General features: G+C 58.2%; 12 protein-coding genes and 2 rRNA genes (1 of these 14 cut by a window edge). 6 read left to right on the top strand and 8 right to left on the bottom strand.

The window, feature by feature from the left end; translation table 11 throughout:
• Positions 1-69 precede the first annotated feature (69 nt).
• From aroC to fdxA, 6 genes are all read right to left on the bottom strand, one after another.
• On the bottom strand, positions 70-1,209 hold the full coding sequence (aroC, locus tag AC1PQG_RS07570; protein ID WP_481121992.1) for a chorismate synthase: 1,140 nt from the start codon (positions 1,207-1,209) through the stop codon (positions 70-72).
• A gap of 99 nt (positions 1,210-1,308) precedes the next feature.
• Positions 1,309-1,644, bottom strand: coding sequence for an acetolactate synthase small subunit (gene ilvN / locus AC1PQG_RS07565; RefSeq protein ID WP_481121991.1), 336 nt, complete (start codon positions 1,642-1,644; stop codon positions 1,309-1,311).
• Between the two features lie 19 nt (positions 1,645-1,663).
• Entirely contained in the window at positions 1,664-3,328 is a 1,665-nt protein-coding gene (ilvB, locus tag AC1PQG_RS07560; RefSeq protein ID WP_481121990.1) for an acetolactate synthase large subunit, read from the bottom strand.
• Positions 3,329-3,601: 273 nt separating this feature from the next.
• Positions 3,602-5,278 (bottom strand): long-chain-fatty-acid--CoA ligase, encoded by a 1,677-nt coding sequence (locus AC1PQG_RS07555; RefSeq protein WP_481121989.1) that lies wholly within the window; start codon positions 5,276-5,278, stop codon positions 3,602-3,604.
• Between the two features lie 228 nt (positions 5,279-5,506).
• Positions 5,507-5,956: a CBS domain-containing protein gene (locus AC1PQG_RS07550; protein WP_481121988.1), complete on the bottom strand. Its 450-nt coding sequence runs from the start codon at positions 5,954-5,956 to the stop codon at positions 5,507-5,509.
• A gap of 161 nt (positions 5,957-6,117) precedes the next feature.
• Positions 6,118-6,441 (bottom strand): ferredoxin FdxA, encoded by a 324-nt coding sequence (fdxA, locus tag AC1PQG_RS07545; protein ID WP_481114957.1) that lies wholly within the window; start codon positions 6,439-6,441, stop codon positions 6,118-6,120.
• 353 nt (positions 6,442-6,794) lie between these two features.
• On the opposite strand from fdxA, the gene trxA reads away from it, so the two are divergent.
• The 6 genes from trxA to tnpC all read left to right on the top strand — a co-directional run bounded on the left by trxA (position 6,795) and on the right by tnpC (position 12,306).
• Positions 6,795-7,121, top strand: coding sequence for a thioredoxin TrxA (gene trxA, locus AC1PQG_RS07540; RefSeq protein ID WP_481121987.1), 327 nt, complete (start codon positions 6,795-6,797; stop codon positions 7,119-7,121).
• Positions 7,122-7,285: 164 nt separating this feature from the next.
• Entirely contained in the window at positions 7,286-8,545 is a 1,260-nt protein-coding gene (gene rho, locus AC1PQG_RS07535; protein WP_481114959.1) for a transcription termination factor Rho, read from the top strand.
• A gap of 205 nt (positions 8,546-8,750) precedes the next feature.
• Positions 8,751-9,842, top strand: coding sequence for an IS5 family transposase (locus AC1PQG_RS07530; protein WP_481120044.1), 1,092 nt, complete (start codon positions 8,751-8,753; stop codon positions 9,840-9,842).
• A 194-nt stretch (positions 9,843-10,036) separates the two neighbouring features.
• Positions 10,037-10,396, top strand: coding sequence for an IS66-like element accessory protein TnpA (gene tnpA, locus AC1PQG_RS07525; RefSeq protein WP_481121986.1), 360 nt, complete (start codon positions 10,037-10,039; stop codon positions 10,394-10,396).
• Positions 10,393-10,734, top strand: coding sequence for an IS66 family insertion sequence element accessory protein TnpB (tnpB, locus tag AC1PQG_RS07520; RefSeq protein ID WP_481121985.1), 342 nt, complete (start codon positions 10,393-10,395; stop codon positions 10,732-10,734). Before tnpA ends, tnpB begins: the two co-directional genes overlap by 4 nt.
• Positions 10,735-10,800: 66 nt before the next feature.
• The gene (gene tnpC / locus AC1PQG_RS07515) at positions 10,801-12,306 is read left to right on the top strand and encodes an IS66 family transposase (protein WP_481122980.1); all 1,506 of its coding nucleotides are present in this window, start codon (positions 10,801-10,803) and stop codon (positions 12,304-12,306) included.
• A 137-nt stretch (positions 12,307-12,443) separates the two neighbouring features.
• Here the strand turns inward: tnpC and rrf are convergent.
• Both rrf and AC1PQG_RS07505 read right to left on the bottom strand, forming a co-directional pair.
• A 5S ribosomal RNA gene (gene rrf / locus AC1PQG_RS07510) occupies positions 12,444-12,556 on the bottom strand.
• Between the two features lie 117 nt (positions 12,557-12,673).
• Positions 12,674-14,029, bottom strand: a 23S ribosomal RNA gene (locus tag AC1PQG_RS07505) (it continues 1,528 nt past the right edge of the window).

The following is a 14,029-nucleotide window of genomic DNA, read 5'->3' as shown; positions in this document are numbered from 1 at the left end:
TGATAGATCTTTTCGGTATCAGGTTGAAATCACTCTACGCCGCCCCCTTGACTGCAAAGTTGACCGGGGTCAAACCTTCGGACGTGGCGATGGCACCACCTGTACGCCCGTTGGCGACAAGCCGTTCACCTTCGGCGTAGTACACACCACATCACCGTTTTGGGCGCGATGACGCAAGGCATGATCCATCAGCACGATCGCGAGCATGGCCTCGGCGATGGGCGTGGCCCGAATGCCGACGCACGGATCATGGCGGCCATGGGTATTGACGACCACCGGCTCCCCGGCCTTGTTGATGGAGTGCCGATCGAGACGGGTGCTGGATGTGGGCTTGATGGCCATGCTGACCAGGATGTCCTGCCCGGTGGATATCCCGCCCAGTACACCACCGGCATTGTTCGACAGGAAACCTTCGGGTGACATTTCATCCGAGTGCTGCGTCCCGAGTTGCGCGACACTGGCAAAACCGGCGCCGATCTCGACGCCCTTCACCGCGTTAATGCTCATCATCGCATAAGCGATGTCGGCATCGAGACGGTCGAAGACGGGCTCGCCCCAGCCAACCGGCAGACCGGTCGCGACGACATTGATGCGCGCGCCGACAGAATCACCGGACTTGCGCAGATCGTCCATGTAGCTTTCGAGCTGCGGAACGATGGCCTGATTCGGTGCAAAGAAAGCATTGCCGTCCACCTCGTCCCACGAGACGAAGGGAATGTCGACGGGGCCGAGTTGCGCCATGTAACCCTGAATCACCACGCCGTAGCGCTCCTGCAGCCACTTGCGCGCAATCGCCCCAGCCGCCACGCGCACCGCGGTTTCGCGGGCCGACGAACGGCCGCCGCCGCGATAATCGCGAATGCCATACTTCTGCCAGTAGGCGTAATCGGCGTGCCCCGGGCGGAAACTCTCCGCGATGTTGCCGTAGTCCTTGGAGCGCTGATCCTGGTTGCGAATCAGCAACGCAATGGGCGTACCGGTCGTAACGCCCTCAAACACCCCCGACAGGATCTCGACCTCGTCCGGCTCCCGGCGCTGGGTCACATGCCGGGACGTGCCCGGCTTGCGTCGATCCAGCTCAGCCTGAATGTCGGCCTCGCTGATCTTCAATCCCGGCGGACAGCCATCCACCACACAGCCGATGGCCGGACCATGGGATTCGCCGAAGGAAGTGACGCTGAAGAGTGTGCCAAGGGTATTACCGGACATGGGAAGACTCGCGAAAACAGGAGATTAAAGACTAGGCAAGCAAGGCAGCGGAGTCTAGCACGCCGCCGGCACGAGGCCGGCGGCACATGAAGAACGCGCTTACTTGAAGAACTCGTCCAGACGACCGAACACCGGGTGCTCGCCATCATGCTGCTTCACGTAAAGGACGTCCTCGAGCTTCTCGACTTGCCGGATCATCTTCTCGAGACGTTCGTCTTCGAAGATCAGCAGCCAGATGCGGCTGGTTTCGCCTGAGCCAACAGGCATGCACAGAATGCCTTCCACGTTGAAAGCCCGCCGGGCAAACAGGCCACAGATGTGGCTCATCACCCCAGGGTGGTTGGCCACACCCAGTTCGAGGACAACCTTCTTGAAGCCCGCATGTTCGGGCACATCCGGAATGTATTCGGAAAGATTGGTGTTTTGTTCGGACATCGTGTTCTCTCCTGCGGGCTTAGCCGATCATCTCGGAGTTGGCGGCGCCCGGCGGCACCATGGGGTAAACGAATTCGTTCGGGTCGATGGTTGCATGGATCAGGCAGGGCCCCGGCGTATTGAGCGCCTCGGCCAGCACGGCGCGGGGATTGGGCGCCGGATCCAGGTCGACAGCCCGCATGCCAAAACCCTCAGCAATCTTCAGGAAGTCGGTGGGACGCTCGTAGCGGGAAGCCATGATGCGCTTGCCGTAGAAAAGATTCTGCTGCTGATGCACCAACCCCAGGGACTGGTTGTTGAACAGCACGATCTTCACATTGGCGTTTTCCTGAGCTGCGGTAGCCATTTCCTGAATGTTCATCTTCAGGCTGCCGTCGCCGGAGAAACAGACCACCGTACGTTCAGGCTCGGCCAGAGCCGCACCGATCGCTGCCGGGAAGCCGAAGCCCATGGTGCCGAGACCACCGGAGTTGAGCCACTGACGCGCCCGACGGAACGGATAGGCCTGCGCAACCCACATCTGGTGCTGACCCACATCGCTGGTGATGATGGCACTGTCGTCCAGACAGTTGGCAACCGCGTGAATGAGGCCATACGGCGAACGAGGATTGTCCACGCCGGGCATTGCCAGCGGGAAACGCCCTTTGAGGCTCTCCACGTGAGACAACCAGCGCTTGCGCAACTGGGGCTTCACGCGCGGCAGCAGTTCGGACAGTACCTGCCCCACATCACCAGCAATGGCCACATGTGCCGTCTTGACTTTGTGCAGCTCCGAACGGTCGATGTCGATGTGGATGATCTTGGCGTTCGGACAGAATTCGGCAGTCTTGCCGATGGCACGGTCGTCGAAACGGGCGCCGACACAGATCAGCAGATCGGCTTCTTCGAGGACATAGTTGGTATAGCGCGCACCATGCATGCCAAGCATCCCGATCGACAGAGGATGATCCATAGGCATGGCCCCGAGTGCCATCAGCGTCATCGTGGTCGGCAGGGAAGCCTGCTCAGCCAAAGTCACGGCGAGTTGCGACGCACCGGAATGGATCACACCACCACCGAGGTAAAGCACGGGCCGCTCAGCCGCCTCGATCATCTTCGCAATCTCTTCGATCGCGCCGATATCGAAGCTGGGCGCAGCATCCGGCACCACCACATCGGGGTACTCCTCGAAGCTCACCATCTGGTTTTGCACATCCTTGGGCACATCCACCAGGACTGGGCCCGGCCGGTCGGACATCGCGATACGGAACGCGGCCGGAATTGCCGTCAGCAGCTCCTTGGCGGAACGAACCAGGAAATTGTGCTTGGTGATGGGGATTGTTAGCCCGTAGGTGTCCACCTCCTGGAAGGCATCTGTGCCGATCATCGACAGCGGCACCTGGCCGGTCAGCGCAATGATGGGAATGGAGTCCAGTTTGGCATCGGCGATTGCCGTGATCAGATTGGTTGCCCCCGGGCCGCTGGATGCCAGACACACTTCCGGACGGCCGGATACACGCGCCATACCCTGGGCGATAAAGCCCGCACCTTGTTCGTGACGACACAGCACGTGGTGAATCTGCTCGCTCTTGGAAAGCGCGTCATACATCGGCAGGGCCGCACCGCCAGGAACACCAGCAATAGTGCTGATACCCTGCCGTTCGAGCAGCTTCACGATCAGGTCTGCTCCAGTCATTTGCATCATCAAAGTTCTCCTTAAGGCTTTGGAAGCCGTACAACGTTCCGGGCCAGGGGACAAAAAACAAAACCCCCGCCGGTTGCGCGCCGGCGGGGGTCTGAAAATTCTGTACCGATTACCTACGGACCCTTACGACGCGCGTACACCTACGCTTACTACGCGTACTACAACTACGTCGACAGGCAGGGGACGGGCAATCAGGTTCATAAGGTCATATACAAGACTACCTGGCAATTATTCTTCAGTTCCTGCCGCAAACACAAGCTCTTTTTTGTCAAATCACTTCGTCGCCTGCAAAGAGTCCCGCAGAACGCGCCTCAGGATCTTTCCCACGTTACTCTTGGGCAAGGACTCACGGAACTCCACAAATCGGGGTACCTTATACCCGGTCAATCCCGCACGACAGTGATCGATCAACGCCTCTGCGGTCAATTTTGGATCTTTGCGTACAACGAAGATCTTGACCGCCTCACCGGAGTGCTCGTCAGGAACCCCAAGCGCCGCGACCTCCAGCACACCGGGGTGACTTGCAACCACGTCCTCGACCTCATTCGGATAAACATTGAAGCCCGACACAAGGATCATGTCCTTCTTGCGATCAACGATGCGCACGAAACCGTCGGCATCGATGGTCGCTACATCGCCGGTTCGCAGGAAACCGTCATGCGTAAAAGCCCGAGCCGTGTCTTCAGGGCGCTTGTAATAGCCTTTCATCACCTGCGGCCCCTTCACGCACAACTCCCCCGCCTCCCCCGATGCAACCTCTCTCCCCTCGTCGTCACGCAGACTAATCGTGGTGGATGAGATCGGAAGTCCGATGGAGTGATTGAATTCGGGCAAATCAAGGGGATTGATACAGACCGCAGGAGACGTTTCAGTCAAACCGTAGGCCTCGGCCAAGGGCTTGCCAGTCACCTTTTTCCAACGGTCGGCCACCCCCTGCTGAACAGCCATTCCACCGCCCAGCGCAATTTTCAGCGATGAGAAATCGAGTTTGGCGAATCCAGGATCATTCAACAAAGCATTAAACAAGGTATTGACCCCGGTGATCACCGTGAATCGATGGCGCCCCAGTTCCATGACGAACCCTGGAATATCCCTCGGGTTTGTGATGAGTATGTTTGTTGCGCCGATCTTGAAGAAAGTCAGACAGTTCGCGGTGAGCGAAAAGATGTGATAAAGCGGCAGGGCGGTAATGATGACTTCTGACGCAACCTTCACATAAGGGCTAATCCACGCATGGGCCTGCTGTAAATTCGCAACGATATTCCGATGCGTCAGCATGGCGCCCTTTGCAACGCCAGTCGTGCCGCCCGTGTACTGCAGATAAGCAAGGTCGTCGTGACCAATAGCGACGGGCTTAAACTCGCAGCGGCGTCCCAGATCCAATGCCACGCGGAATCCTTTACACCCCGGCAAATCCCACGCGGGAACCATTTTCCGCACATGGCGGATAACAAAGTTCACAACCGCAGACTTTGGAAAACCCAGCAGATCACCCAACCCCGTCACAACGACATGGCGCACTGAAGTGCGCTCGATCACATCCTGAAGCGTATGCGCAAAGTTCTCAACGATGACAATCGCCTCACATTCGGCATCACGCAGTTGATGCTCCAACTCTCGCGCCGTATATAAGGGATTGACGTTCACCACCGTACCGCCCGCACGCAAAACCCCAAACATAGCAACGGGGTACTGAAGGCAGTTCGGCATCATGAGCGCAACCCGCCCCCCCTTGCCGAGGCCCAAGGTACCTTGCAGATAAGCCGCAAAGTCACGGGATTTCGCATCCAACTCGGCGTAGCTCATGGCCTTACCCATGCAGACATACGCGACGTGCGCCCCGAAAGCACGGACGCTCTTGTCGAACAAATCGACAAGGGAAGAAAATTCCGCCGGATCAATCTCCGCAGGTACACCGTGGGGGTAGCTCTTCAACCAGAGCTTATCCATGTGGTCTCCTCTGCCGTTGGTCGCACTAGAGGGAAAACCAGCAGACAAGGTATTGCCCTACCGCCGGCCCCCAACTTTACGAGCGCCTTAATCCATCATGCGCGGACCAGCTTCCAACATACCGCTTTGGGACGGTGCTCCTCTCGTGTAGCACACCTTATCAGTTCAGCCCCCCCGACACTGCACGCCAACCGCAACATGGGCCTGCAGTGCGGTTATTACTTCAAATCACACCTGATCTTCCTCAGCAGGCCAGTTCCGAATGTAGTTCTTAAGCATCCGGTTCTCAAAACTCTGCTCCTCGAGCACTGCCTTGGCCACATCGTGGAAAGAAACCACGCCAAGAAGAACTGCATCATCCATAACGGGAAGATAGCGCTGGTGGTGTTCGACCATTTGTCGACGCAACTCATCCATGTCCATATTGGGCGCAGCCACGACTGGAGTTGTCAGCATTGCGTCTGCCACGGGAAGATCCTGCCATGCCGCACCCGCCTTCTGGGTGCCGAGCAAAACCTCCCTGAAGGTCAACAGACCGGCCATGCGCCCTTTGTCAAACACAACCAAAGACCCGACATCCTGCTCCGTCATAATGGCAACCGCCTCGGAGAGCGCCTTGTTTGGTGCTATGGTGAAAAGGACCTTACCTTTGATCGCGAGAATTTCACTGACCAGCATTTTTTCGTTCCTATGGGTGGCGCCGACGCGCCTGAAGATGATTACTTCACCCGATGGTATTCGATTGCGGAGGCAGCGAAAAGTCCCCAGATATCAGGGCCTTCCCTTATACGCGGCACACACACCAGGAACTGTCTATTTTCGGTTCAGTCCTTCCGGCTTCAACGCTCCAGGAATTTCAGCTTATCCACCACGCCGCGCCACTGGTCAGCGTCAGCCGGAGGATCCTTGCGCTCCACGATCGGCGTCCACTGAGCAGCCAATTCGGCGTTAAGAGCGATGAATCCCTGCTGGCCGGCAGGAACATCATCCTCAGCAAAAATAGCCTCAGCCGGGCACTCCGCCACGCACAATGTGCAATCGATACACTCCTCCGGATCGATCACGAGGAAGTTCGGCCCCTCTCGAAAACAATCCACCGGACAAACATCAACGCAGTCGGTGTACTTGCAACGGATGCAGTTTTCGGTAACAACATAAGTCATGGGGCGTACTCCTGTATGTCTTGGAGCTGGCGGCTCGCAGATGCGGTCACGAAAGCCAGCTTTGTCGTAAATAGTTCAAGTATGGAAATATACCCCATTCGCCACTGCGGGAGCGCCCAGCGTACGCGTTCTCCGTCGTCCAAAGAGGTACGATCCAGCACATGAGACGCTCACCACACCACTATCGCTACCACAATTTTTGGCCAAGCAGGGGAGAAAAATGCTTTTCTTGCTGATCAAGATTCGCTAGCATCCCGCCAACCATCCTATCTCGTTGCGTGGATTGGGCGGCATCGAACAACTCCATACCTCCTCCTTCGCAACGTGGCCAACCCCCTGAATGCGTGAGGATCATGAGCGAACATATCCACTACGTCACAGATACAAACTTCGAAGCGGAAGTTCTCCAATCCACCAGCCCCGTGCTTGTAGACTACTGGGCAGAATGGTGCGGCCCATGCAAGATGATCGCTCCCATCCTCGACGAGGTGGCCCAAGAGTATGTTGGGAAGCTCAAGGTCGCGAAGCTGAACATCGATGAAAATCAGGAAACTCCGACCAAATATTGCATCCGGGGAATTCCTACGCTCATGCTCTTCAAGGGCGGCAACATCGAAGCAACCAAGGTTGGCGCACTGTCGAAGTCCCAACTTACTGCGTTTATTGACAGCAACCTGTAAATCGGGTTAAGTTAAAGAAATTCTTCGTAGCGGTCTGGACTGTCCTGAAAAGTGGCAGCACAGGCCGCTAGATGCAGTTCAGGTATCCTGCCGCTGCGCAAAATCGCGACAATTCTGTCGCGCTCCACGTCATTCACTTCCCTACCCCCTCACCGCTGCCCGCCATGCAACTCTCGGAGCTGAAGTCCCTCCATGTTGGTCAATTGCTTGAGATGGCAATCGCCAACGAAATTGAAGGTGCCAATCGCCTGCGCAAGCAAGAACTTGTCTTTGCGCTACTCAAGAACCGTGCCAAGAAGGGCGAACCCATCTACGGTGATGGAGTCATGGAAGTCTTGCCCGACGGCTTTGGTTTTCTGCGATCGCCGGATACATCGTACTTGGCGGGGACCGACGACATCTATGTTTCTCCAAGCCAGATTCGGCGCTTCAATCTCCATACAGGAGATACGGTCGAAGGAGAAATTCGTACGCCGAAGGACGGCGAACGATACTTCGCTCTGGTTAAGGTCAACAAAGTAAACTTCGAGCCTCCCGAGGCATCAAAGCACAAGATTCTTTTCGAGAACTTAACCCCCCTTCATCCTAACCAGTGCTTGAAACTGGAACGGGATATCCGTGGTGAAGAAAACATCACCTCTCGGGTGATTGACATGATCTCCCCGATCGGAAAAGGGCAGCGAGGACTTCTGGTCGCCCCCCCGAAGAGCGGCAAGACGGTGATGCTCCAACACATCGCTCACTCGATCACCTCAAATCACCCGGACGTCGTTGTAATCGTACTTCTCATCGATGAACGCCCCGAAGAAGTCACTGAAATGCAACGTTCAGTAAAGGGCGAAGTTGTTGCGTCAACCTTTGACGAACCCGCTATTCGGCATGTACAAGTAGCTGAAATGGTAATCGAAAAGGCGAAGCGCCTAGTGGAGCACAAAAAGGACGTCGTCATCCTTCTTGACTCCCTGACGCGTTTAGCGCGAGCCTACAATACCGTCGTCCCTGCTTCTGGCAAGGTTTTGACTGGTGGCGTAGACGCAAACGCACTGCAAAAGCCCAAACGCTTCTTCGGCGCGGCCCGGAATATCGAAGAGGGCGGCTCTTTGACAATTATCGCAACGGCTCTTATTGATACCGGCAGCCGCATGGATGATGTCATCTACGAGGAATTCAAAGGCACCGGCAATATGGAGATCCATCTGGATCGCCGGATGGCTGAAAAACGGGTTTACCCTGCAATTAACGTTAATCGTTCTGGCACCCGTCGCGAAGAACTTCTTCTCAAGGCGGATGTACTTCAGAAGGTCTGGGTGCTCCGCAAGTTGCTTTATGGGATGGATGACATCGATGCAATGGAATTCCTTCTCGATAAAATCAAGGCCACAAAGAATAACAATGAGTTCTTTGATGCAATGCGTCGCGGCTGATATATAAGCCCCAGAAGCCCATTCAGCAGAAGATAGAGGAAAAGCGCCGCCTAAAGCGGCGCTTTTTGTCAACTGTATGTAAGCCCCCGGCTAACCCATCTTCCGCCAGCCCCTTAGCTCGCTAACAGGTTGATGCAGAACCCAGTGAACGATCCGACCACCCATCTGTCCTAGCCGTATCTCCCGAACCCCAGGCACTGCACCGATGCGCGGCGAAGTCGATCCCCAGTCCTCGATGTTTCACTATTTCTCGGTCGAGTCCCGGATTCCGGCCGATCATCCGCTGCGGCCGGTGAAGAAACTGGCCGACTCGGCACTGTCGGCCATTTCGGCGGAGCTCGATGGGCTTTACGCCAAGGGCGGCCGACCGTCGATTCCGCCAGAGCGGCTGCTCAAGGCCCAATTGCTGATCGCCTTCTACTCGGTGCGCTCGGATCGGCAGTTCTGTGAGCAACTCGATTACAACCTGCTCTTTCGCTGGTTTCTCGATCTGGACCTGGAATCGGGTGGGTTGGATCAATCCAATTTCAGCCGCCTGCGCGAGCGCCTGGTGGAAACCGATATCGCCCGCCGTTTCTTCGACGAGGTGGTACGTCTGGCCCGCAAGGACAAGCTGCTGTCGTCCGATCACTTCACCGTGGATGGCACCTTGATCGACGCCTGGGCGTCCTTCAAGAGCTTCAAATGCAAGGGCGACAACGAACCTCCCAAGCCCGGCGACGGCACCGGCATGGTGGACTTCAAGGGCGAGAAGCGCTCCAACGCCACTCACCAGAGCACGACCGATCCCGACGCGAAGCTCATGAGGAAGGGCAACGGCCAGCCGGCCAAGCTCAGTTATGGCGGCCATGCGCTCATGGAGAACCGCAGTGGCCTGTGTATCGATCTGCTCATCACCGATGCCACTCTGGCCGAACACAAAGCCGCCCGCCAGTTGCTCACCCGCGCCCGGCGCCGCCGGATTCACCCCAAGACGTTGGGGGCCGACAAGGGCTACCACGTGAAGGACTTCGTCCAGCATCTGCGCGAGCACAAGATCAAGCCGCATATCGCCCGTATTGACGGGCGCAAGACACCGGGCCTCGATGGACGGACGACCTGCACCGAGGGCTACAAGGTCAGCCAGCGCAAACGAAAGCGGGTTGAAGAGATTTTTGGCTGGCTGAAGACGGTGGGCGGAATGAGAAAGACCCGTTTCATCGGCCAAGCTCGAACCCAGATCGCAGCCTATCTGTCGGCCGCTGCGTATAACCTGCTGCGGATTGCGAAATTGCAGGACGTGGGGAGCGCGGCATGAAGCGGTATCCGGGATTGGGTAAAAACTCATTCCCCAGCCCATTCGGCGGGCATCAAAACAGAATTGACAATCCATTTCGGGGAATGAAGTCATGAGACACCGGATGATGAGCGTCAGGCTGGACGTGGGCTCTGAGCTTTTTGCATCGGCCTGCTAACCATAGTGTCCACTACGCACTAGAAGTGGACACTTCCATGACCATCACGCAGCAGCCCCGCCGAACCCATTCCGAGGAGTTCAAGCGATCATTGATCGAAGCCTGCGGCGAGCCCGGCGCGTCGGTCGCCGGCGTGGCCCTGGCCAACAGGATCAACGCCAACCAGCTGCGGCGCTGGATGCGCGAACGGGGCATCGCGCCGCCCGAGTTGTCTTGCCTGCCGTTACGTGTGGCGGCCTCCGAGCCGGTGGGCGGCTTCGTCCCGGTGCAGCTTCCCTCCTGCCCTGATGCGCCGATCCGGATTGAATTGCGCAAGGGGGCTGCGTCGGTCACGGTCGAGTGGCCGGCGTCCTCGGCCGCCGCGTGCGGAGCCTGGCTGCGCGAGTGGCTCGGATGATCCGGGTCGAGGCGCTCTGGCTGTCGGTGGCGCCGCTCGACATGCGCGCCGGCATGGACACGCTCCTCGCCCAGGTGGTGCGGGTCTTCGGCGAGGCACGCCCGCATCACGCCTACCTCTTCGCCTACCTCTTCGCCAACCGGTGCGGCACCCGGATGAAGGTGCTGGTCCACGACGGCCAGGGGATCTGGCTCGCCTGCCGGCGGCTCCATCAGGGACGCTTCCGTTGGGCCGAGGGGGACGGTTCGCTGACGCTCACCCAGGCCCAGTTCGACGCGCTGGTGCTCGGCCTGCCCTGGCAGCAATTGGGCGGCGACGGCGCGATCCGGATGATTTGACGGATCCAGCAGCCATCGGGGGATGTCCCGATGGCTGGATCCGTGCCCCAGCGGCATGATCTGCGCATGGTTCTTCCCGCCAACCTCCACGAACTCGATGCCGACACCCTGCGCCAGCTGCTCATCGCGCAGGATCGGGAGCTCACCTGGCGCCAGACCAAGATCGATCAGCTCACCCACGAGCTCTCGCTGCACAAACGCTGGCGTTTCGGGGTCAAGACCGAGCGCCTGCCGCTGGAGCAGGCCCAGCTGTTCGAGGAGACGGTCGAGGCCGACCTGGCGGCGATGACCGAGGCGCTTGAACAGCTCTCCGGCAAACCGCTTGCTGCCAAGGGCCAGGCCAAGCGCAAACCCCTGCCGCCCGAGTTGCCCCGTACCGAGATCCGCCACGAGCCGGACAGCACCACCTGCGCCTGCGGTTGCCAGATGAGACGCATCGGCGAGGACGTGGCGGAGAAGCTCGACTACACCCCCGGTGTCTTCAGCGTCGAGCGCCACATCCGCGGCAAATGGGTCTGCCAGGCGTGCGAAACCCTGGTGCAGGCGCCGGTACCCGCCCACGTGATCGACAAGGGTATCCCCACCGCCGGGCTGCTTGCCCAGGTGCTGGTGGCCAAGTACCAGGATCATCTGCCACTCTACCGCCAGGAAGGCATCTTCGGCCGGGCGGGGCTCGCCATTCCCCAATCCACGCTGGCCCAATGGGTCGGCCAGATGGGCGTGCAGTTGCAAGCACTGGTCGATGCGCTGAAGGAAGAGCTTCTCGCCTTCCCGGTGCTGCATGCCGACGAGACGCCGGTGGCCATGCTCGACCCCGGGGCCGGCAAGACCCACCGGGCCTATCTGTGGTCCTACAGCATCGGCGCCCACGATCCGGTCCGGGCGGTGATCTACGACTTTGCCGAGAGCCGCGCCGGCAAGCACGCGCAGGACTTCCTGGGCGACTGGCGAGGCACCCTCGTCTGCGACGATTACTCGGGCTACAAGGCCTTGATCGCCAAAGGCGTGACCGAAGCCGGCTGCATGGCCCACGCGCGGCGCAAGTTCTTCGAGCTCCAGGAGCACGGGCAAAGCCAGATCGCCGGCGAGGCGCTGGACCGCATCGCCGCCCTCTACGGCATCGAGCAAGACACGCGGGAGCTGAAGGCCGAAGCCCGCCAGGCGCTACGAGAAACGCGTGCCCGGCCGCGGCTGGAAGACTTGAAAGCCTGGCTGCTGGCGTGTCGGGGCAAGATTCCCAACGGGTCATCCAGCGCCAAAGCCATCGACTACACCCTCAAACGCTGGACGGCGCTGACCCATTACCTGACGGATGGGCGCGTGCCCATCGACAACAACTGGATCGAGAACCAGATTCGACCGATTGCCATCGGCCGCAAGAACGGGCTCTTTGCCGGCTCGCTACGCGCCGGCAAGCGAGCCGCGGCGATCATGAGCCTGATCCAGTCGGCGCGCCTCAATGGGCATGAGCCCTTCGCCTACTTGAAGGATGTCCTCACCCGCCTGCCGACTCAGCCGCAGAGTCGGATCGGGGAGTTGTTGCCGCATCGGTGGCAGCCGGATTCAGCTTAAGGCTCGGTCGAGAGGGGATCGCCGGGCGCTTACCTTCGGCGTGAAGAGCGAATGGTTTTTCCGGGGGCTTGCTTTGTTTCGGAGCTTTAAAGCGCAAAGCCCCCGCACGATGGAGTGCGAGGGCTTTGATGGGGTAAGTCTGACGATGACCTACTTTCACGCACGGTTGTGCACTATCATCGGCGCGGTCTTGTTTCACGGTCCTGTTCGGGATGGGAAGGGGTGGTTCCAAGACGCTATGGTCGTCAGACTATAACTTGTACCGCTTTCCGCGTTTTCGCGGTTGAAGCGTCAAAGGGAAGAAGTGTTCTTTGGGATGTATGACTGCGCGTTGCGCTTTATTCGTCTTGCATTTTTGCAAGGTTATAGGATCAAGCCTCACGGGCAATTAGTACTGGTTAGCTTAACGCATTACTGCGCTTCCACACCCAGCCTATCAACGTCGTGGTCTTCAACGACCCTTCAGGGGAATCGAGTTCCCAGGGATATCTCATCTTGAGGCGAGTTTCCCGCTTAGATGCTTTCAGCGGTTATCTCTTCCGGATTTAGCTACCCGGCGATGCGACTGGCGTCACAACCGGTACACCAGAGATCCGTCCACTCCGGTCCTCTCGTACTAGGAGCAGGCCCCCTCAAATATCCAGCGCCCACGGCAGATAGGGACCAAACTGTCTCACGACGTTTTAAACCCAGCTCACGTACCACTTTAAATGGCGAACAGCCATACCCTTGGGACCGGCTACAGCCCCAGGATGTGATGAGCCGACATCGAGGTGCCAAACTCCGCCGTCGATGTGAACTCTTGGGCGGAATCAGCCTGTTATCCCCAGAGTACCTTTTATCCGTTGAGCGATGGCCCTTCCATACAGAACCACCGGATCACTATGACCTGCTTTCGCACCTGCTCGACTTGTCGGTCTCGCAGTCAAGCCACCTTTTGCCATTGCACTATCAGTACGATGTCCGACCGTACCTAGGTGACCTTCGTACTCCTCCGTTACCTTTTGGGAGGAGACCGCCCCAGTCAAACTGCCTACCATGCACGGTCCCCGATCTGGATTCACAGACCTAGGTTAGAACCTCAACGACACCAGGGTGGTATTTCAAGGACGGCTCCTCTGGAACTAGCGTCCCAGTCTCATCGCCTCCCACCTATCCTACACAAGTCCCGTCAAAGTCCAATGCAAAGCTACAGTAAAGGTTCATGGGGTCTTTCCGTCTAGCCGCGGGGAGATTGCATCTTCACAAACACTTCAACTTCGCTGAGTCTCAGGAGGAGACAGTGTGGCCATCGTTACGCCATTCGTGCAGGTCGGAACTTACCCGACAAGGAATTTCGCTACCTTAGGACCGTTATAGTTACGGCCGCCGTTTACCGGGGCTTCGATCAAGAGCTTGCACCCCATCACTTAACCTTCCGGCACCGGGCAGGCGTCACACCCTATACGTCCACTTTCGTGTTTGCAGAGTGCTGTGTTTTTAATAAACAGTCGCAGCCACCGATTCTCTGCGGCCTCTTCGCCCTTCGGATGTACTCCTACAAGCTACCGAGGCATACCTTCTCCCGAAGTTACGGTATCAATTTGCCGAGTTCCTTCTCCTGAGTTCTCTCAAGCGCCTTAGTATCTTCTACCTGCCCACCTGTGTCGGTTTGCGGTACGGTCACTCTATGACTGAAGCTTAGAGGCTTTTCCTGGAAGCAGGGTATCAATCACTTCGGTCT

The organism is Zoogloea sp. GDB6, assembly GCF_056724105.1.
Note: the sequence above shows the minus strand (reverse complement) of the source record. Positions and strands in the feature narration are given on the sequence as shown.

Excerpts from the sequence above, each read along its gene's own strand:
- aroC (WP_481121992.1), bottom strand. The coding sequence starts at position 1,209 with ATGTCCGGTAATACCCTTGGCACACTCTTCAGCGTCACTTCCTTCGGC.
- ilvN (WP_481121991.1), bottom strand. The coding sequence starts at position 1,644 with ATGTCCGAACAAAACACCAATCTTTCCGAATACATTCCGGATGTGCCC.
- AC1PQG_RS07555 (WP_481121989.1), bottom strand. The coding sequence starts at position 5,278 with ATGGATAAGCTCTGGTTGAAGAGCTACCCCCACGGTGTACCTGCGGAG.
- fdxA (WP_481114957.1), bottom strand. The coding sequence starts at position 6,441 with ATGACTTATGTTGTTACCGAAAACTGCATCCGTTGCAAGTACACCGAC.
- AC1PQG_RS07530 (WP_481120044.1), top strand. The coding sequence starts at position 8,751 with ATGCGCGGCGAAGTCGATCCCCAGTCCTCGATGTTTCACTATTTCTCG.
- trxA (WP_481121987.1), top strand. The coding sequence starts at position 6,795 with ATGAGCGAACATATCCACTACGTCACAGATACAAACTTCGAAGCGGAA.
- ilvB (WP_481121990.1), bottom strand. The coding sequence starts at position 3,328 with ATGATGCAAATGACTGGAGCAGACCTGATCGTGAAGCTGCTCGAACGG.
- tnpA (WP_481121986.1), top strand. The coding sequence starts at position 10,037 with ATGACCATCACGCAGCAGCCCCGCCGAACCCATTCCGAGGAGTTCAAG.
- tnpC (WP_481122980.1), top strand. The coding sequence starts at position 10,801 with ATGGTTCTTCCCGCCAACCTCCACGAACTCGATGCCGACACCCTGCGC.
- AC1PQG_RS07550 (WP_481121988.1), bottom strand. The coding sequence starts at position 5,956 with ATGCTGGTCAGTGAAATTCTCGCGATCAAAGGTAAGGTCCTTTTCACC.
- tnpB (WP_481121985.1), top strand. The coding sequence starts at position 10,393 with ATGATCCGGGTCGAGGCGCTCTGGCTGTCGGTGGCGCCGCTCGACATG.
- rho (WP_481114959.1), top strand. The coding sequence starts at position 7,286 with ATGCAACTCTCGGAGCTGAAGTCCCTCCATGTTGGTCAATTGCTTGAG.